Genomic DNA, 20,130 nt, shown 5'->3' on the forward strand with positions numbered 1-20,130 from the left:
TCCACAAATTTCACGGTGGCTTGGGCTGGACGTGGTTCTGTCATAGGTAAATTCTGGCTTTGAACCCGTTTTAGCCTATTATCCTCTCCCTAAAGTGACAAAAGAGCGATAACTTGTACAACCGAGAACCCGGACTTCTTTAAGAAGTCCGGGTTCTGAACTGCTGGCGTTGTTTTTCGTTCTTAAAAGCTTAATTATAAAAGGATTAATTTTAAATCATTTATATCTTGACTTCGTAAATAGCGATCGCTTCGTCTTTCCCCTTCACCTTTACCGATTTATCTACTAATTCCAAGGAGAACGATTCGGGATAATACAAACTATTCATTACTGACTCTGTTACCAAAATATTACAGTTATATTGCTTCGTTAAACCCTCAAGGCGAGAAGCTAGATTCACTGAATCGCCAACCACTGTAGAGTCAATACGGGAAGTAAATCCCACAGTACCCATCACTACCTCACCGCGATGGATACCAATACCGATAGCGATCGCTGGTAAACCTTTTTGCATCCGCGCCTCATTGAAGCGGGAAAGCGTCTGTTGCATCAAAATTGCTGCACGCACAGCGGAATCAGTTCCTTCATCATCGAACAATGCCATGATTGCATCGCCAATATATTTGTCAATAAAGCCACCACTCTCTTCAATCGGCAATCCCATGCATTCCAAGAAATCATTCAAAAACGAAAATGTTTGCTGTGGCGTCATTTGTTCCGCCATTGAGCTGTAACCTCGGATATCGCAAAACAAAATCGTCATCGTTCGCGTTGCCGATACACCCACCTGAATGTTTTCAATTCCCTCTGGTGCAATAACTGCAAGAAATTTGTCCGGTACGAAATGTTCAAACGATTTCAAAGTTTTCTGTAACTTACTAAACGATGTCTGCAATGCGACTGACATCTCGTTAAAAGACTTTGCTAAAGCACCAATTTCATCAGACAAGTTAATTTCCGCACGATGATGCAAATCCCCAGCAGCAATTCTGGCAGCACTTACCTGCAAACGCTGCACTGGATCGCTCAACCGCTTTGCCAAAATATACGCATACACTAAACCAACGAAAAGTCCCACCGTACCCACCAGTAACGCCTGATTTACCGCATAGACAACAGCGCGGTTAATTTGTCGTAGCGACATCCCAATCCGCAACGTGCCGATTTTTTCACCAGATACCATTTGGACATCCGAACTTACCTCTATAATTCGTTCGCCACGCTTCGCGCGTATGCTCTCCAAAAACTTGATATCCCGCAAAGCAAATGTTTCTACAGCAGAAGACTTTTGCGATAAATCTAGGGCGGCATTCGTCACTTTTACTGGCACAATATCTGGAATGTACTGGTTTTGGAAATCGCTAGGAGACGACGCGAGGATCTGATTTTTTTTCCGAACGTCAGAGACGAGAATGTATAGGAAATCCTGATTTTCTTTCATCAGCAAATCCAGATCCACGCGGATTTGACTCCAGTTATCTTCAGAAAGTTCGTTCGCTAAGGCATAAGCTGATAGCTTGACTAAGGACTTTGCTTGACTCTTCTGCTGCTGGCGGTAGAGGTTACTCTCGGTCTCTGCCCAAACCCAAACGATTGAGCCAACTAGCGTGACTATCAACAGCGTTGTCGCAGTCATAATCTGGGTGCGGATTGAGTGGAAAGCAAACACTTTCATGGTGCTTTATCGCTCGCTCGTGATTCTCATTTTTATTACATCCCACTAGCGTCATCTAGCATCCGGTTTAAGTTTTAAAATTGGTAGGTCGGTTTGAGACACTGATATTCTTGGTGTCTGATGACTGTTAATAAGTTATTCTTTCTAGACTCAAGTAGGTTCGCTCTCTAAGTTAGTCTTCTTTTTGGGTTTATTCAACTCTTTGCACTTAGCTTGAGCCTCGTTATATGCCTCCGAATAGTTTTTCCCACCCATCATCACATTGCCGTAATACTCATGCGGTAAAGCATCATAAACAGGTAGTGCGTCATCTTCTGGATAATCTTCCTGAGCTTCTTCTACCGCTGCAATCAGTTTTTTTATGGTTAAACGTTGTGCCGGAAAGTAGTAGAGTTCTTGAGGATTTTTATTGAAATGTGGCAGAGTTGGATCGACAATACAATTATCCAGCTCCAGCCAACCATGCTCAATTGGTTTGTATGGCTGGTCATCCCAAACTAAAAAACCTTGAACATACATACACCCTTCAGTTAACAAGGCTGCTTTATAGGCATTATCAAAAGGAGTTTTCGCTTTGCTTTTAATGCGTTTAGACAGTTCTGTTGAAAGAGTTTCATCTAATGGTTTGCTCATATAAAATCCTTAAAAACAGTTGATATCTTCTGGAAATTTGGTTGTGATAGTTGTGTATTAATTTCTATCAAAAATTGGACAAAATTTCAACCACGAATGTCACCCATCTCTGTTTGCTCAAAGAGAAAGATTTCTCTTCCCTATCTTGACACTTAGAACCAAAAGCGAGTGTCAATGGGCCACCCATTTTTGCGGGGATAGATTCTTGGTTATCGCCCCATCTAGTTGCCAGCAAAATGTCGCAGTCGCGCAGGTCGGCGGCTGCCAAGCGGACTGGATTAGAGGGGTCACGGGAAATGGGTGCCTTCCCTTGAACCACAATTTCGCCATTAACGGGCAACTGAACACCCGCGAAGGCTAAAACATCGCGCACGCGCACTCCGTGAAGTTTGACTTTGCCAGTAGGCCAGCCCATTCTATACCCAACATTGTCCGAAATTGTGACTTGGGGCAGTTTGTCAAGAGTCGCTAAATCTAGTTCGCGCTTTCCTACACGTAATCTTACGGGTTCAGTACCAATTATCATGTGGCTAACGTAAAATGCCCAAGATAATTCGTTATACTTCTGTTTCAATTCTGGGTATCGTCTATACGGAAATATTAAATAAATTGGGCCGCCTTGAGCGCGAGGAATTGGTTTGCCATTTCTGGCGATCGCTAATGTAATCGGGTAGGCAAGCAAATCCTTGACGGCAATTGTCACTTGGTAGCCATCAAAGCAGACAAAGGTAACATCCCTGACATCGGAGGCGATCGCTAACTGTTTTAAGAGGCTAGAGACACGAATGCCGTGAAAGTCAAAAATCTCTTTTGGGTTGAGTACAAAATTCGGATCTGTGGTTTTTACACGCTCGGTTGCCAATGCTTGTAGCTGTTGCCAATTCAATTGCACAGATTCCCTCTGAGCAATTTGCCCCCCAATCTCTAGATTCCATTCAGTTTCCTGTGGCTCTTGGGAATTGGCTTTTACCTTCTGGGCATTGAGAGCGATCGCTTCCGTTCGCCATGTTTCCAGTTGCTTGTCTGTTGGCTGATCTGTACAAGCTCCACAAAAGATACTCGCGATCGCTAGCGGCACTAAAGCCAAATTTTTCCCTAGGTTTGGATTCAACCGCATTTAAAAGAATACTTCTTTCGATACTTGGCTGATTAGCGATCGCTCTTACAGGTGCAGCGACTTAATTCTTTTTAACACAGTTAGATCCCTTCATCCGGGAAAATATTAGGTCGGGAAAATCTCTAAAACTTATCCGGGGGTTCTCACTCTTAGTGAAATATATACACTCGGAACCTCACCCCAGCCCCTCGACCTCCACGGAGAGGGGAGAATATTGATGGGAGGGAGTATTGAACCTTAGGATGCGGTATGACCGGAAGCATCACCTCCAACCCCTACCTGCTCTTTAGGGAGGCGAAAAAATAGCACCCCATATCACCCAAGGAAATAGCCCCCTCTCCGCCTGCGGAGAAGGGTTGAGAGTGAGGTTCCCTCTACTTAAAACTGCCGCAAAAAGCGCAAATCGCTGCTGTACATCCGGCGCACATCATCAATTTGATGCAGTACCATCGCAAAGCGCTCAGCACCAAAGCCAGCAGCAAAGCCAGTATAAACTTCTGGGTCGTAACCTACTTTCTTGAGAACATTGGGATCGACCATCCCGCAGCCCATCACTTCTAGCCATCTCCCTTGCCACTGCACATCCACTTCCGCAGAAGGCTCAGTGAAGGGGAAATAACTCGTCCGGAAGCGAATTGGCAACTCTGCGCCGAACATCTCCTCCAAAAACACTTTAATCGTGCCCTTGAGGTCAGTGAAAGTCAGTCCTTCATCTACTGCCAAAATTTCGATCTGATGGAAGACTGCCGAATGGGTCGCATCGACGGTATCCCGACGGTAACAGCGTCCGGGTGCAACAATCCGAATCGGCGGCTCATTTTCTTCCATGTAGCGAATCTGCACCGAAGAAGTATGAGTCCGCAGCAGATTACCATCCGGCAGGTAGAAAGTATCCTGCATATCGCGGGCGGGGTGGTCGGCGGGAGTGTTCAGCGCCTCGAAGTTGTAGTAGTCTGTCTCCATTTCCGGGCCGTTGGCGACCGTGTAGCCGAGTCCGACAAAGATATCTACAACCCGGTCGATCGTGCTGTTGAGGGGGTGCTTGCGACCGAGGGGACGATAAACTCCCGGCATCGTGACATCCAGGGTTTCTGACTCCAGCTTTGCTTGGATCTGTGCTTCCTGTAAGTTTGTCCGCTTGCGATCCAAGTCTTGTTGTAGCGCTTCTTTAACTTCGTTTGCTAAAGCGCCAATGCGGGGGCGATCGCTTGCGTCTAACTTGCCTAAACCCCCTAGTACCTTCGAGAGCTGCCCTTTCTTGCCCAGATAGCCGACTCTGAGTTCCTCTAGGCGTTCCAGGGTATCGGCGGCAGCGATCGCTTGAGTTGCTTCCTGTTTGAGCGCGGCTAATTGAGCCTCAAGCTCGTTGAGCATCGTGGTCATTTTAGAGAGGGTCATTTTTAGTGGCAGTAAGCTTGAGTTTAGCGTGATTTTGACTCATCCATCTGCCACAAGCTGCTACAGACTGCGATGCAAATTCATCCACAATAGAGTGAACTCCTCGATAGCACCCCTTGATTGAATTGATGAAATTGCTAATCAGCAACGATGATGGCATCTTCGCTCTGGGCATTCGCACCCTCGCCAATGCTCTCGCAGAAGCCGGTCACGATGTCACCGTAGTTTGTCCCGACCGAGAACGGTCAGCCACTGGTCACGGTCTTACCCTCCACGACCCCATTCGCGCCGAAGTCGTTGACTCGATTTTTCATCCCACAGTTAAAGCTTGGTCTTGTTCGGGAACCCCCTCCGACTGCGTGAAACTGGCGCTAGGTGCTTTGCTCGATGCCCCTCCGGATTTTGTCCTTTCTGGCATTAACCACGGTTCTAATCTCGGCACCGATATTCTCTACTCCGGCACAGTTTCGGCGGCGATGGAAGGCGTGATTGAAGGAATTCCCAGCATTGCTTTTAGCCTGACCAGTTACACTTTAAGAGAATTTCAACCCGCTGCCCGGTTTGCCACAATTCTGCTTTCTCAGTTATCGAAGCAGCCGCTACCAGAGGCAATGTTGCTCAACGTCAATGTGCCGCCTGTGAAGTGGGAAGAGATTGCTGGTGTTGCTCTGACTCGCCAAGGAATTCGTCGCTATTTTGATATCTTTCAAAAGCGAGTAGATCCTCGTGGCAAAACTTATTATTGGTTAGCAGGTGAGGCTTTGGAGGAGGTAGAACAACCAGAAAATCCCCTGTTACCCAGTCATATAGAAACGGATGTTCAGGCGATTCGCAAAAATTACATCACCGTGACACCTTTGCAATACAACCTGACCTATGCCGCGGGGATTAATAGCTTGCAGGAGTGGGGATTAAATTTCCATTTATAGCCATTCTCTATTGAATAGAGTACGGTTTAACCCTATCCCTGCCCTCCCGTAAACACCACTGGGTTCAATATTCTCCCCTCTCCGTGAACGGAGAGGGGTTGGGGGTGAGGTTCCGAGTGTATATATGAAGATTAAGGAATCCTCAATCTTCAACAAAAAGCGAATTATGGCTGCACTACATTTTTCCGCTTTAACGCTCTAGCAGCACCAGCAGCAACCAATCCTAAAGCCATTGCTGTACCAGGCTCAGGCACAGGCTTTGGTGGCTTAGGCTTGGGCTTGCCAGCTAGCTCGTAACTTCCATCCTGAGTTTGAAACTTGATGGGAAAAGAATCTAAAGTAGCAGCGTAATTTACGCCAAAATTTCCGGTAATGTTGACCTTAATCGTATCAGACTTACCGCCTGATTGTAGACCATTTTTAACATCGCCACCATTGCAACCATTTGCTGCGTAGATGCAAACATCAATGTCTTTAAAGCCCCCAGGAAACTGCTGATTACTAGAATTATCAGGCGGCTTACCAGACTTACCAGATTTATTGGGCTTAACAGTTTGAACCTCAGCCTTTTGAACCTCAGCATTGTCAAAAACGCTTCCTGGTTTAATCAATGACACAGAAGTTGCATCAGGAGTTACGCTAAACCCAGTACTGAGTATCGCTGCCTGGAAATTAGCAGAGGTTGTATTAGTGATTTTGACTTCCAAAGATAGCAGATTTTGCGTGAAGTCAAGCACCTTAAAGATACCTGTAGCGCTTAAATCTACCGGAGTGCTTTTACCATCCGTGTTTTTAGTACCGCTGGCGAGGAACCAGTCAACTAAAAAGGAATTACCAATGTCATTTTTAGTAATACCAACATCGTACAGTTGTTGACCGGCTGGATTTCCCGCTGTACTATCGGCTCCTGTCTTTGTAGTGATTGTGAAGGCGCTAGCAGGGGAGAAGGTAGAAGATGCGGTGGCAATTCCTGCGGCAACTACAACCGAAGCGAAAATCGAAACAGAACGGCTACCAACAGCAGATAAAACAGGTAATCCGATATTTAGTTTTGAGAGGATTTTTGCCATTATATTGACTTCCTGTATTTTTGCCTGATTTATCTAACTAGCCGTAGACATTTTTATGGTGTGTAAATATATGTGTAAGTGATTTCGGTAGATAGTGTCTAGAGTACGGTAGTGGTTTTTACTGACTCTTTAAGAATATAGGGGCTTGCTTTATCAAAACTTCAAAAAGAAAATATGTAATTCTCCGCTAGAAAACAGAGCTAACGGAGAATTACGTAAGTTTTCACTTTTCGGAGAAGTTATTTTTAAGTGATTTACTCCTGTGCAACTGCATACTGAACCAGTTGACTCATGCGCTGACGCAAGGTTTCTAAGCCAAGGCGCTGACTCGCTGAAATAAACACCGCTTGCGGAAATTCTTCCTGTGCCAGAACCAACGTATCGCCATCAACTTCGTCGATTTTATTAAACACAACCAGCACTGGGCCGGGTGTTATAGGCATTTCCGACAAGATACTCATCACAGAACGAATCTGACTTTGCCACGCCGGATGAGATAAATCCACGACATGAAGCAGCGCGTCAGCTTCCGTCACTTCTTCTAAAGTGGCGCGAAAGGCATCTACCAAAGAAGGCGGCAACTCGTGAATAAATCCCACCGTATCTGTCAGCACAATCTGCTGAGGTTCAGCCGTCACAGCGTCAGGAATCGTTAAGCGTCGCGTGGTGGGGTCGAGAGTCGCAAATAGTTGGTCAGCCGTGTAAACTTCGGCATTTGTCAGTACATTCAATAGGGTTGACTTCCCAGCATTCGTATAGCCAACTAAAGCCAGAGAAGGAACTTCCTGATGTTGCCGCGAAAGTCGCAGCCGCGAACGGTGTGCTTGCAGCTGGTTCACTTCCTGTTGCAGTCGGGCAATGCGGCGCGCGATCGCACGGCGTTCGGTTTCCAATTTTGTTTCCCCTGGCCCTCTAGTGCCAATACCGCCGCCTAGTCGGGACATCGCTTGACCTCGACCTGTCAGGCGGGGCAGCATATATTCCAACTGAGCCAGTTCTACCTGCAACTTACCAGCACCGGATTGGGCGCGTTGGGCAAAGATATCCAAAATCACCTCAGTGCGGTCTACCACCCGGATGCCAGTTTGCACTTCCAGGTTGCGGACTTGTGCGGGTGAAAGGTCGCGGTCAAAGACGATTAGGTTCACTCCGAGAGTCTGGGCGGTGAGGGCAATTTCTTGTACTTTTCCTTCACCCACGACTGTCTGAGGATGGGGACGGGGGCGCTTCTGCTGCATTGTCTCCAATACTTGTCCGCCAGCCGTATCCACTAACCGCGCTAATTCTTGCAATCCGTCTTGGAACTGCTGAGGCGTCCTGTCACCCGTCATCAACCCGACCAGCAGCACCCGGTCGTGGTCGATGTCTACTTGCCGAGCAACAAATTCCCGTTGGAACTCGGCTTCTAGTCCATCGACCAGTTCCAGAAAGTCCTGGTTCGCCAGCACATCTAGGCTCATCGGCGGCGACAAACTCCAGGGAGTTTCGGGGTGAGGAACTAGGTGAGCAATATAAGTTTCTTTAATATAACCTGTAGCTCCGCCGCCACGACGCTCAAAACCTGTCCCAGTGAGGGATATCACCACTAGCGCATCCAGACGTTGCATTGCCATTGCAGTTAAGGCGGCTTCATTAGGTGCTTCTGGCTTTAACTGGGTGGCGATGCAGCGAATGCCGCTCAGTCGTTCTGCACCGTAGCGAGGTAATTCTAGAGGGGGAATCTGCGTTTGCCTGGGGGTTCCCACTCCTACCCGAATCACCTGTCCCCGGCGATTGATGTAGGCGCACATTGGCTGGTTAATTTCCGTGCTGATTGCTGCCAGCCTCTGGGCAAATTCTGGCGTTGTCAGACAATCGCCCGGTAGCCGCTGATGATACAGTCGCTGTAGCTGCTTCAGATGGCTGGACTTAAGACCTTGAAGATTGCCGTAGATAGTCTCGATAGGGGTTTTATGCCAGTAAACTGGCTCCTGAATTCGATAACTCTATTTTACCGACTTCATCCCTGATGAAAAGGAGCGGGCAAAGGGACTCTGGAAAGCGGCAATTACGAATGGACAATTACCCATTACCGATTACCCATTACCCATTTCTGAATAAGTTTTCGCCATAGTGGTGTCTTTGGGTTTCCCAAAGCTTTGTCGTAGCTAGCGTAAGTTTCTTTATAGCGTCCCAACCCATGCAGCGCTGCACCTCGGAATGTCCAAGCTTCTTTATCTTCTGGTGCAATTTCTAGCGCCTTGTCGCAGCTAGAGAGGGCTTCTTCATAGCGGTTTAAGTGAATTAGCACAACGCCTCGAAATACCCAAGCAGCGTGGTCTGATGGTGCAATTTCTACAGTTCGCTCGAAGCAGACCAGTGCTTCTTGATAGCGACCTAAGTTCGCTAGCGCTTCGCCTCGGTTGTACCAGATTTTGTGGTCGCTGGAGTCAACTCCCAGTGCTTGATCGATACTAGCGATCGCTTGCTCGTAGCGCCCTAATCTACGCATAGGTATTTTTACTCTAGAAACTTAGCTTCTGAATGAGTGAATCTATTGTACAAAAATGCGGTTAGTCGTCGAGGGGATGAATGGGAGCGATCGCACTTTGCGGTGAGTGGGAATGCGACACACAGCGTTTTGCGTCGCACATTACACTTATCTACCTTTCACCAGTGACTCGTTTGCCATTAGCCCAACTTAGAAAATCAAAACTTTTGATGGCACTTTATATGCTTTCTAAGCAACTGAGCTACGCTGCATGACCTCTCTCCAAACCTCTCTCCTACAAGGAGAGAGGCTTTGAAATTTAGCCTTCTTCCCGATTCCGGGAAGTCGGTTGGGGGTTAGGCCTGAGTGTACTTGACTCAAGCGATAAGTGCTATATTTACTGGCTAATTCAACCATTAATTTTGTTATTCAATCTACTGATGGAGCCAAAGAGCTAGCTGATTGAACGAACTAAACGTATTATAAAAGCTATGATTATGCCTCTGGTTAGAAAGATTATCGAATCATTCGGTTGTTGAAAAGTTTCTGAAGCAACCTTATATCCAATTCCTGCCATTGCTGCTAAAATCAAAAGCCTCCCAAAATCTACTAGTAATTGATTTCGGTTACTATTTATTTTTAGATCATTATAAAAAATAGTTGTATCTACGATTAAAAAGTAAGCGATACTTGAAAAAACTAGTAAGCCGACTAAATACTGCATTAGATTATATATTTTTTAGAATTACCATTGTTTAACGATGTAAAATAATTATCTAAAGATAAATTTTGGATGTTATCCATGCATAGATAGAGTGCGCGATCGCGCTTTAGGGTGAGTGAGGACGCGATCACTTCTATTTAATGCTCTCTTCTAAGAACGTAGCACTCCGCCATTGATTGACGGCACTTTGCAACCTATCTGATAACCAATCATCATACTGAGGATAAACGGGCAATCGCGGCGCTAATTCCCAACCCGCAGGTTCTAAAATTTCTTTTAATTGATGATACTGAGGATGAGGATAATCCGGATTTACTTCATCTTTTGGGCCAATCCCTCCTAAATCTCTCGCGCCAGCTTCTACACAGGCGAGTAACCAACTCGAATCTGGAACTAAATTGGGGGGGATTTGGATAGTAATGTCTGGGGGGAGAATTTGACGGGCTTTGGCAATGACTTCTGGTAACTGATGGGGGTCAAAAGGTGGGGCGTCAAAGGTTTGTTGAGTGCCGGGACTGTGGGGTTGGAGGATGACTTCTTGAATGTGATTGTAGCGTTGGTGGAGAAGCGCGATCGCTTCCAGTGTTTCCCACCAATCTTGCTCGGTTTCTCCAATTCCTAAGAGCAATCCGGTTGTAAAGGGAATCCGCAATTCTCCTGCCCACTCTAACTGTTGCAAACGTAATTCTGGGACTTTGCTGGGAGCGTGTTTGTGAACGGTTTGCAATAGCTGCGGTGTTAGCTGTTCTAACATTAGCCCCATCGAAACATTAACCTCCTTCAGCTTTTGCATTTCCTCAAAACTCAATGGCCCTGCATTGGTGTGGGGGAGAAATCCCATTGATAGGGCTAGTTCGCAAAGGTCATAAATGTGCTGAAACCATGCCTGACGGCGTGAGGAATGGGGATGCACTTCGCCGCTGAGGATGAGGATTTCGCAGACGTTTTGAGAGGCAAGCGATCGCAAGATTCTCTCAGCCTCTGATAGGGTGAGCCAAGGACTTTTACCAGGATCGGTGCGAAAGTTGCAGTAACTACAGCGATTAAAACACTCGTAGGTGGGCACAACTGTGTAAGCGGGGCTGTAAGTGACAATTCGGGAAGATGACATAAATTTAGATTTTTAACGCAAAGGTACGCAAAGGTAAGCGCAAAGGGGCGCAAAGGAGAGACGCGATAAATGGGCATTTCTACAACTTTGTGAACTTCTGTTACTCTTTGCGTTGAGAAACATTACTACAATTCATGTGTTGGTACTGCTACTCCCAGCCATGACTCTGACTCAAGTTTGGGGCGCTCTCCTCATTTTTATTGTCTGTCCTCTCTTGGGCGGATTGCCTCTCATTGCTTGGATTGTTCGCGCCCTCACTGGGCGGCGACTGGCAAGACTCGGCACGGGCAATGTGTCCGTCTCTGCTGCTTTTTACCACGGGGGAAGGCTTGCGGGTATTTTGGCGGTGCTGTCGGAAGCTTCTAAGGGGATTGCTGCCGTTTTATTGGCGCGTAGTTTCTTTTCGACGAACCCCGAATGGGAGTTAATCGCGCTGATTGCGCTGGTGCTGGGGCGTTATTGGATGGGGCGGGGTGCTGGCACCACCAATGTTGTTTGGGGTATGGTCGTTCATGCTCCGTTGGTGGCAGTCTTAGTATTTGTAATTGGGGGAGTTAGTTTTACACTGGTGCGGGAGAGGAAACAGGGGCGCATTTTGGTTTTAATTTTGTTGCCCGTATTCATGGCGCTATTGCCCAATCACTCAACAGCGCAAGTTGTCGCCGCGATCGCTCTCAGTGGGATCATCGCCTGGATTTATCAGAAAATCCCCGATGATTTAGACCTTCCATCCGAACAAGCACAAACTGGGAATAAAGCTGTGTTTCGTTTTTTCCGAGGTGATAAAGCGATTGTTTCTCTCAATCAAGCGCTAGAAGCCAGCAAGGTTGGACAAAAAGCCGCAACGTTATCTCAGCTCAAACGCTGGGGTTATCCGGTGCCGATGGGCTGGGTGCTGACGCCTGGAGACGATCCAGGGATGATGATTGAGTTTCTCCAAGCTTCCGAACAACAACCCCTCGCGGTGCGTTCTTCTGCTGTGGGGGAAGATTCGGAACAGTCTTCGGCGGCGGGACAATACGCGACGATTTTGAATGTTACGAGTGCAGAAGCGTTGGAGGAGGCGATTACTCGCGTTCTTGCTTCTTACGATAACCCGGCGGCAAAGACTTATCGGCGCGATCGCAATCTCCCAGAAGCTTCGATGTCGGTGTTGATTCAAACACAAGTCCGGGGAGTCTTTTCAGGCGTTGCTTTTAGCCGAGATCCGATTGCCCAGCAAGGTAATGCAGTCGTGATTGAGGCATTACCGGGAGACGCGGTGCGGATTGTATCCGGACAAGTGACGCCAGAGCAATATCGGGTGTTTGTGGACGATCTCCAGGCGCAGGATGTCGCGTCTTTACCCGTGGAAGGTAGCGGCGATGTCCCTCCGGCGTTGATTCAGCAAGTCGCTTACTTAGCGCGGCAGTTAGAAAGTCAGTATCACGGCATTCCCCAAGATGTTGAATGGAGTTACGACGGGCAAACCCTGTGGTTGTTGCAATCGCGGGCGATTACCACACTGCAACCCATCTGGACGCGCAAGATTGCTGCTGAGGTGATTCCGGGGTTAATTCGTCCGCTGACGTGGTCGATTAATCGTCCTCTGACTTGCGGTGTTTGGGGAGAAATTTTTACTTTAGTTTTGGGCAAAGAAGCCGCTGGGTTAGATTTTAATGAAATGGCGACGTTGCACGCCTCTCGCGCCTACTTTAATGCAACCTTGTTAGGACAAACTTTCCGTCGTATGGGTTTACCTCCGGAAAGTTTAGAGTTTTTAACCAGAGGTGCTAAGTTCTCAAAACCTCCTCTGGCTTCTACGCTGCGAAATGTGCCGGGGTTACTGCGATTATTGGGGCGCGAATTGAGTTTAGAAAAGGATTTTGCGCGGGATGAACGGCGCTTATTCATCCCCATCTTGGAACGGCAATCTGCTTATTTAGATGCGGGACTGGATGCTTCCACTCAAAAGTCAGACGCGATCGCTCTTGTCTCTACCAGTCAACCTGCGGCGCTGCTGGAACGGATAGATACTTTGCTAGAAGTGCTGAAACGGGCGACGTATTACAGTATTCTCGCTCCCTTGAGCTTTGCGTTGCGGCAAGCGTTATTAAAGATAAAGGATTCACAATTAGATAACAGCCAAACTCCGGAAGTTGCTTCATTGCGATCGCTCGAAGATATCGCACTGGATGCTCGGAAGTTACTTCCTCATTCGCTACTATCACCTGAAAATTCATCCTCTTTATTTACTATGCTGGCTGAAATGCCAGATGGGCAAAGTATTCTAGAACAGTTCGAGCGATGGCTTGACCGTTATGGATACTTGAGCGATGTAGCAACAGATATTGCGGTTCCCACTTGGAAGGAAGATCCTCATGCGGTTCGGGAATTGCTGACGCAGTTTTTTGGGGAAATAGAACACTCCAAGCGCAGAGAACACAAAGAAAATCGGGGAAGGAAAGTTGAGTTGGTGCAGCGACGGCTCAATTTGAAGGGTAAGGTGACAGATATCTATAGTCGCTTATTGGCAGAAGTGCGTTGGAATTTTGTAGCGTTAGAAAAGCTTTGGTTGAACTCAGGTTTACTATCTCAGTCAGGAGATATTTTCTTCTTAGAATTTCACGAAATTAGGCAAATCATTCAACAATCTGACCAACAATTAATTGACCGAGTACCACAGTTAGTGAAACAAAGGCGATCTCAACTGGAACAAGATAGTCAGATGGCGAGTGCGTCGCCTTTAGTCTACGGTAATGCGCCACCTTCTACATATTTCAACACCGCCAACCGGCAAATCAGTCAAAAGCAATTGCAAGGCATTGGTGCCAGTCCAGGGCAAGTAGAAGGGAAAGTCAAAGTTCTCCGCAGTTTACAAGCAATTCCAGATATTGACCGCGACACGATTTTAGTCGTGCCTTACACGGATTCTGGTTGGGCGGCGCTGCTGTCTCGCGTGGGTGGGTTAATTGCAGAAGTGGGAGGGCGTCTTTCTCACGGTGCGATTGTTGCCCGCGAGTATGGCATCCCAGCGGTGATGGACATCCACAATGCCACTCAGTTATTACAAGATGGTCAGCGAGTACGAATTGATGGTCAGCAGGGAACGGTGGAAATTTTGTAGATTATAAAAACAATAGTCATGAAAATTTATTGATGACAAAAATATAGCAATTCTAAATCATTTCTAAACTCTCTCTTTTTTTCTTTCCTTCGCGCTCTTTGCGTCTTCGCGGTTCGTTAGAAAAGTTTTAATCGCCAATCAAATAGGACTACTATGGTTAACTTCGGTATCAACTCAGCCAGCATTCTTGGGATTGTACTGACACTGTTTGGCCTATTCCTTATATCTTTAGGAATATTGCTTCGCAGACCTTTTCGGGTTGAAAATCTAATTCAAGATAGTGTTCTGGCTTCAGTTTATTTACTGTGCGGGTTGATTCTGTTTTTTCAGGGATGGCGACTCGATCCAATTTTACAGTTTGGTCAAATTCTACTAACCGTTTCCAGTATGTATTTGATTGCCAAAGATATATTCCGCCGTTCTTTAACTTCTAGAGGGTAAATTCATCTTTTATGAACAATCGCGCCAAATTCACTCTAGCCATCGTCCTGGGTTTTTCGTTTTCTGGCATCCAAACATTGTGCTTAGACCAACACCGCTTTGCTAGCGCTCAAGCAAATGCAACAAACTGTCCTTCTTTTGCCGGAAAATGGTTAGTTCGAGTTAAAAATTCTAATCGAACTGTTCTGCAACGGATAACTAGAGAATACCCAAGTATCCAAGTTCGCTCTTGTTACTGGAGAGACACGAATAATCGAGTCGATGGCATCCAAGTTGGCCCATTTCCGACTCCGCAATCAGCAGGGTTATTTTATCAGAAGCTTACTGCTTCTAGAGTTCGTTCGACCGATGTAACCATTGTTCCTCCTAAACAAGTTCCAATCGTTAGACCGAGGAATCGGTAGATATAATTCTTTCAAAACAACACTTTCAAAAGAGACTTAGCTGGGTAGGTGGCGACTCAATCGCATTCCAGGGAAGGGGTGGAACGGGTGCGTTATGTTGTTCCAGCAACTGCTGAAAGTGACGGGCATTTCCGGGCGATCGCTCTTCTAGAGGACAATGGACAAAGAAGTAAATCTTTGTCCCCTGACGCAACCACCCATCTAGCAAACTCACCCACTCTTCCATAAAAGGCTGATTCACCGACAGCTCTGGATGGCTGATAAACCGGATTAAGCTAAAGGAAGCGGTGACAATCGGTTGCACAGGCACGTTGGGTTTTCGCGATTCTGGATACTCTTGAGGATTCGCCGATGCCGTGTAAACCGGGCGAGTATCCAGCAGTACCCGTCCCACACCCAACTGCTGTAAAAGCGCCGTCAGATGGCTGCTGTGGGGTTCTTTGAACCAGTCGGAATGACGAACTTCCAGCGCTAAAGGCGCTTCATTGCGAGGCCATGCTTCCAAAAAAGCGGTTAAGTCATCCAAATATGCCGGGGGATAGTTAGGAGGCAATTGGGCAAAAATGGGGCCAAGGCGACTCTCCTCTGAAGATGCTGCACCAACGCCTAAACCTTGCATCTGTTCTAAAAACTTTAATGCCTCTGGAATCGACGGTTGTAGCAAGCGATTGTGCGTCACAGTCCGAGGCAACTTCAGGCAAAATTTAAACCCTGCTGGTGTTTCTTGTGCCCAACGCGCTACGGTATCGGCGTCAGGTACAGCATAGAAAGTCGTATTTCCTTCAACGGTCGTGAAACGCTGACTGTATAAGCGCAGAAAATCTTTAGAACGACTTCCAGCCGGAAAAAGGTCGCCGATCCAGCCTTTATAACCCCAAACTGCACATCCCAGAAGAAAGCTCATATCTTTAAGTTTCTTTACAATATTAAGGTGTGCTTGTTCTCCTCATGTGAGGAATCCGTTAATTGAGAACCACCTATGTCCTCTTCTAAGACTCCGTTCCCCGAATCGCTTGAAGTTTCTACTCCACCTCAGTCTTCTTCACCATCATGGCAAATAGAGTTGCTGTATGACGGTGAATGTCCCTTGTGCGTGCGAGAAGTCAATTTTTTGAGGAGACGGGATGCGGGTCGAGGTTTGGTAGCGTTTGTGGACATTGCAAGCGATCGCTATACCCCAGAAGCGCATGGCGGTGTTGATTTTGAAACGGCGATGGGGCGAATTCATGCCGTGCTTCCTGATGGCACGGTCGTCAAGAATGTGGAAGTCTTCCGCCGCGTCTATGAGATTCTGGGGATGGGGTGGATCTATGCGGTGACTAAATTGCCGATTATCGGTTCTATTGCGGATATGCTCTATGAAATTTGGGCTGATTGGCGTCTTGCACTCACTGGACGACCCAATTTAGCCACGATTGTTAGCAAGCGCCAGAAGCGCATTGAATGCGAGATGCAGGGGCGCTGTCGGCTAAATGACGATAACCAACTTTAGTCAATCAGAATAACCCAACTAAAGGAAGTTAACGGCACAAATAGGTCAAGCTAACCTAAAACTAGACTACTTTCGCTAGTAGGGAAAAAATGCAAGACTCAGCATATACTCTCTTCATTATCTTTGGTTGTATTTGGATACTCATGGGAGTCGCAGCAGTGATTGCACTCCTAAAATCCGAGAATCAAGAGCTTCGATTTGGCAAATGGGGACTAATCGTGGCTCTCCCAATCGTTATCCCGTTTATCCTGGCTCTGCTCTATCAAGTAGCAAGACCATTTATTCTTAAATACCTTTTTTGAAAATTTGCGCTAAATCCTAACATCAATAGACTTCTTGTCTAGCGGCTAAGCCAAGCGATCGCATTTGGCACGTTGCTCAACAGTTATCAAAAAATAATTCTAACTTCATTGGCTCAGTATTCAGTAATCACGAACAAGCCCACCCAAAGGTTAATACCTCTTTGTGTTCTGGGCATTGGGTAATGTGTCCACAACCCACATCGCCAAACATATAGGGTAGATTGTCTTCAGAATCAATCTGGAAAACAAGCTCCATTCTGCGGTTACATTGAGGACACTCAGGATACTCTATACCTTGAATCCAGTCTGGATAGCCAGCCAGTTTATCACCAGGCAGGGCAGTCGTTACCTCTTCAGCTTCAGGGGCAGAATCCATTGGTAAATCTTCAGTAGCTAACCCCGCTAACGGACACTCAATTCGTACTGTATTAGCTGAAAAGTCGTAATTGAAAATTAGTCCCAGTTCGTCATGCTCTTCAGGGCTAGGGTAGTCATCCAGTTGCGTCCATCCTACAATCGTCTTAGCCGGAAACGAAGGATAGTTTTCACCTTGCAAAGATTGAGGATGAACCGTTGGCTGTACAAGGCGAACTAGCTTGGTATTTTCTAACGGCATATAGCTGTCGCAGTCGGTACAGTAAAACATTTGCAGCAATCCGCTACCAAATCGACTTGATAGTTCTTCTGGCAGTTTATTGAGATCGAGTTGCAAAAATAGCGGCATTAATGCCTGACAAGTCCCGCAGCTAGGGTAGGGTTCATTTTCAGCTAGCCAAGGTATCCCAGAAAACTTAGAATCATCGACTCTCCCATCTCCCTCTTCTACAATTGGTTTCCATGCCGAATGCTTGTGAGCATCCCGCCAGGGAGCCAACCAATCTAGAATTTCTTGTGCTTCCATACAACGTCCTAAAATTTGCTTCAAACTCTTCAAATTCTCCGCCATCTAGAATTTCTTTTCACACTTCCCATTCTTCTTGGATGCGCTTGACAAAAGCAGCATTTTGTGGATTAGAAATGGGGCGAAGGCGATTGCATCTTCCCAGTTAGACTCCACGAGAAAAGAGCGATCGCGTTGAATCTGCTGCCACCCTATACCATAGGCTCAAGTCGCTCAGCCTGTACCTAGAGATCCGTCTATAGTGATCTGCAAGAAAGATTTATGACTAAGTGTTTACAAAGTTTAATAAGATAATCACATACAGAAATAAGTATTTTTTCCTACTGCCATGATTGAGGATCAATTTCCTTGGCTTAGCGCGATTGTCCTGTTCCCACTCGTTGCTGCACTGCTGATCCCTTTTCTGCCGGATAAAGACGGCACGCGAGTGCGCTGGTATGCACTCGGCGTGGGGATCGCAGACTTTATATTGATGTGCTACGTCTTTTGGAAGCATTACGATCCAAGCAGCGCGACTTTTCAGCTCGTAGAGAAATATTCCTGGGTGCCTCATTTAGGCTTGAACTGGGCAGTTTCCATCGATGGAGTTTCAGCCCCGCTGGTGCTTCTGGCAGGATTAGTGACGACACTCTCCATGTTTGCAGCGTGGCAAGTCAATCTCAAACCCCACCTCTTCTATTTCCTGATGCTAGTGCTGTATTCGGCACAGGTAGGGGTATTCGTCGCCCAGGACGTGCTGCTGCTGTTCATTATGTGGGAAGTCGAACTAATTCCCGTCTACCTACTCGTCTCGATTTGGGGTGGTCAGAAGCGTCAGTACGCCGCGATGAAGTTCTTACTATATACCGCCGCCGCTTCCATCTTTATTCTGGTTGCTGGTTTGGCAATGGCATTCTACGGCGACAATCTGACCTTCGATATGGTCGAACTCGGCTTAAAAGATTACCCGCTGGCTTTAGAACTGCTGCTGTATGCAGGATTGCTCATTGCCTTTGGTGTCAAGTTAGCTGTTTTCCCCCTGCACACCTGGCTACCGGATGCACACGGCGAGGCATCTTCTCCCGTATCAATGGTACTCGCAGGCGTCCTGCTGAAGATGGGCGGATACGGGTTGATTCGCCTCAATTTAGGGCTTCTGCCTGATGCACACGTTTACTTTGCACCTGTTTTAGCAATTCTGGGTGTTGTCAATATTATCTACGGTGCCTTTAATTCCTTTGCCCAGACGAATATGAAGCGTCGCCTCGCCTATTCGTCGGTTTCTCACATGGGATTTGTCCTATTGGGGATTGCGTCCTTCACCGACTTGGGAATCAACGGCGCAATGCTGCAAATGATTTCTCACGGTTTGATTGCATCATTACTATTCTTTTTAGCCGGGGTGACTTACGATCGCACTCACACCATGTCGATGAAAGAAATGGGCGGGATTGCTCAGGCAATGCCCACTGTGTTTGCCCTGTTTACAATGGGTGTGATGGCATCAGTGGCTCTACCGGGAATGAGCGGCTTTGCTAGCGAACTGTCGGTTTTCGTCGGTGTGACAACGAGCGATATCTACAGCTCAACTTTCCGCACCGTGACTGTCTTCCTAGCTGCCGTGGGTGTTATCCTGACGCCGATTTATCTGCTATCGATGCTGCGACAGGTATTTTACAATTCTGGTGAAGTACCGACCTGCGACATTGCACCGACCTGCGACATTATGGATGCAGATTTGCAGAATCAGGGAAATCAGGAGCCGGTTTGCTTTGGTACAAACTGTAGCTTACCTATCGATGCAGCATTTATCGATGCCAGACCTCGTGAAGTGTTTATTGCTGCTTGCTTTCTGGTGCTGATTATCGGTCTTGGCGTATACCCGAATATGGGTATGCAAATGTACGATGTCAAAACTGTTGCAGTGAATGCTCAGGTTCGCCAATCTTATACCCAAATTGCAGCCATGAATCCCCAGATTTATGCGGGAGGATTTTTAGTTCCGAAGGTTGCAGAGTCGGAAGTAAAGCCTGTTTTGGGAATCGTGGAGCGTTATCCAAGGTAAGTGTCATTTAAAGTTTGATTTTGCCGCTCCGGCAAAATCAAACTTTAAATGACAGCCACCTATAGCGGCACCAAAAAAAATAATGGACACAACTGGATTCGAACCAGTGACCCCCACGATGTCAACGTGGTGCTCTAACCAACTGAGCTATGCGTCCGTCCGACGATTTATAAATATAGCATAGCTTTTTATAAAAGTGCAAATAATTCTCGCTAAGCAATGGAACTTAGAACTCGGCAACTAAGATGCAGAAACTCCATCGCTGTTGTCATCCGGGTCTGATAAAATAGCGAGGTTGTTCAGACAGAAATCG

At 46.8% G+C, this 20,130-nt stretch carries 16 protein-coding genes and 1 tRNA gene; 6 read left to right on the top strand and 11 right to left on the bottom strand.

Features of this window, described 5'->3' with window-relative positions; genetic code table 11:
* Nucleotides 1-220: 220 nt before the first annotated feature.
* From NDI44_RS23025 to pheS, 4 genes are all read right to left on the bottom strand, one after another.
* A complete protein-coding gene (locus NDI44_RS23025) occupies nt 221-1,675 on the bottom strand; it encodes an adenylate/guanylate cyclase domain-containing protein (RefSeq protein WP_190415804.1) in 1,455 nt (484 codons plus the stop codon).
* 150 nt (nt 1,676-1,825) lie between these two features.
* Complete coding sequence (locus NDI44_RS23030; protein WP_190415806.1) at nt 1,826-2,308, bottom strand: hypothetical protein; 483 nt, start codon at nt 2,306-2,308, stop codon at nt 1,826-1,828.
* A gap of 67 nt (nt 2,309-2,375) precedes the next feature.
* Entirely contained in the window at nt 2,376-3,425 is a 1,050-nt protein-coding gene (locus tag NDI44_RS23035) for a molybdopterin-dependent oxidoreductase (RefSeq protein WP_190415808.1), read from the bottom strand.
* A gap of 378 nt (nt 3,426-3,803) precedes the next feature.
* Nucleotides 3,804-4,799, bottom strand: a complete 996-nt coding sequence (pheS, locus tag NDI44_RS23040) for a phenylalanine--tRNA ligase subunit alpha (RefSeq protein ID WP_190415893.1) — start codon at nt 4,797-4,799, stop codon at nt 3,804-3,806.
* Nucleotides 4,800-4,951: 152 nt separating this feature from the next.
* Between pheS and surE the strand changes: the two genes are divergently transcribed.
* Entirely contained in the window at nt 4,952-5,752 is an 801-nt protein-coding gene (surE, locus tag NDI44_RS23045; protein WP_190415809.1) for a 5'/3'-nucleotidase SurE, read from the top strand.
* Between the two features lie 164 nt (nt 5,753-5,916).
* Here surE and NDI44_RS23050 read toward each other — a convergent pair whose 3' ends face one another.
* The 4 genes from NDI44_RS23050 to cofG form a co-directional block, all read right to left on the bottom strand.
* Complete coding sequence (locus NDI44_RS23050) at nt 5,917-6,822, bottom strand: cistern family PEP-CTERM protein (RefSeq protein ID WP_190415811.1); 906 nt, start codon at nt 6,820-6,822, stop codon at nt 5,917-5,919.
* Nucleotides 6,823-7,076: 254 nt separating this feature from the next.
* Entirely contained in the window at nt 7,077-8,765 is a 1,689-nt protein-coding gene (gene hflX / locus NDI44_RS23055; protein ID WP_190415895.1) for a GTPase HflX, read from the bottom strand.
* 125 nt (nt 8,766-8,890) lie between these two features.
* Nucleotides 8,891-9,313 carry a tetratricopeptide repeat protein gene (locus NDI44_RS23060; protein ID WP_190415813.1) on the bottom strand — a complete coding sequence of 141 codons (423 nt, stop codon included), beginning with the start codon at nt 9,311-9,313 and terminating at the stop codon, nt 8,891-8,893.
* A gap of 836 nt (nt 9,314-10,149) precedes the next feature.
* Complete coding sequence (gene cofG / locus NDI44_RS23065; RefSeq protein WP_190415815.1) at nt 10,150-11,127, bottom strand: 7,8-didemethyl-8-hydroxy-5-deazariboflavin synthase subunit CofG; 978 nt, start codon at nt 11,125-11,127, stop codon at nt 10,150-10,152.
* A gap of 160 nt (nt 11,128-11,287) precedes the next feature.
* Between cofG and NDI44_RS23070 the strand changes: the two genes are divergently transcribed.
* From NDI44_RS23070 to NDI44_RS23080, 3 genes are all read left to right on the top strand, one after another.
* Nucleotides 11,288-14,233, top strand: a complete 2,946-nt coding sequence (locus NDI44_RS23070) for a glycerol-3-phosphate acyltransferase (protein ID WP_190415896.1) — start codon at nt 11,288-11,290, stop codon at nt 14,231-14,233.
* 153 nt (nt 14,234-14,386) lie between these two features.
* Complete coding sequence (locus NDI44_RS23075; protein ID WP_190415816.1) at nt 14,387-14,674, top strand: Ycf66 family protein; 288 nt, start codon at nt 14,387-14,389, stop codon at nt 14,672-14,674.
* Between the two features lie 11 nt (nt 14,675-14,685).
* On the top strand, nt 14,686-15,078 hold the full coding sequence (locus tag NDI44_RS23080) for a hypothetical protein (RefSeq protein ID WP_190415819.1): 393 nt from the start codon (nt 14,686-14,688) through the stop codon (nt 15,076-15,078).
* A gap of 25 nt (nt 15,079-15,103) precedes the next feature.
* Here the strand turns inward: NDI44_RS23080 and NDI44_RS23085 are convergent, their stop codons facing one another.
* On the bottom strand, nt 15,104-15,982 hold the full coding sequence (locus tag NDI44_RS23085) for a DUF72 domain-containing protein (RefSeq protein WP_190415821.1): 879 nt from the start codon (nt 15,980-15,982) through the stop codon (nt 15,104-15,106).
* A 75-nt stretch (nt 15,983-16,057) separates the two neighbouring features.
* Here NDI44_RS23085 and NDI44_RS23090 point away from each other — a divergent pair, with 75 nt between their 5' ends.
* The gene (locus tag NDI44_RS23090) at nt 16,058-16,570 is read left to right on the top strand and encodes a DUF393 domain-containing protein (protein WP_190415823.1); all 513 of its coding nucleotides are present in this window, start codon (nt 16,058-16,060) and stop codon (nt 16,568-16,570) included.
* A gap of 429 nt (nt 16,571-16,999) precedes the next feature.
* Here NDI44_RS23090 and NDI44_RS23095 read toward each other — a convergent pair whose 3' ends face one another.
* Nucleotides 17,000-17,818, bottom strand: coding sequence for a DUF1963 domain-containing protein (locus NDI44_RS23095; RefSeq protein WP_190415825.1), 819 nt, complete (start codon nt 17,816-17,818; stop codon nt 17,000-17,002).
* A 283-nt stretch (nt 17,819-18,101) separates the two neighbouring features.
* Here NDI44_RS23095 and NDI44_RS23100 point away from each other — a divergent pair, with 283 nt between their 5' ends.
* Nucleotides 18,102-19,817 (top strand): NAD(P)H-quinone oxidoreductase subunit 4, encoded by a 1,716-nt coding sequence (locus tag NDI44_RS23100; RefSeq protein WP_190415827.1) that lies wholly within the window; start codon nt 18,102-18,104, stop codon nt 19,815-19,817.
* 83 nt (nt 19,818-19,900) lie between these two features.
* Here NDI44_RS23100 and NDI44_RS23105 read toward each other — a convergent pair.
* Nucleotides 19,901-19,974 (bottom strand) — tRNA-Val (locus NDI44_RS23105).
* Between the last annotated feature and the right edge of the window lie 156 nt (nt 19,975-20,130).

The sequence above is a fragment of the Trichocoleus sp. DQ-A3 genome (assembly GCF_039961975.1).
Taxonomy (GTDB): domain Bacteria; phylum Cyanobacteriota; class Cyanobacteriia; order Cyanobacteriales; family FACHB-T130; genus FACHB-T130.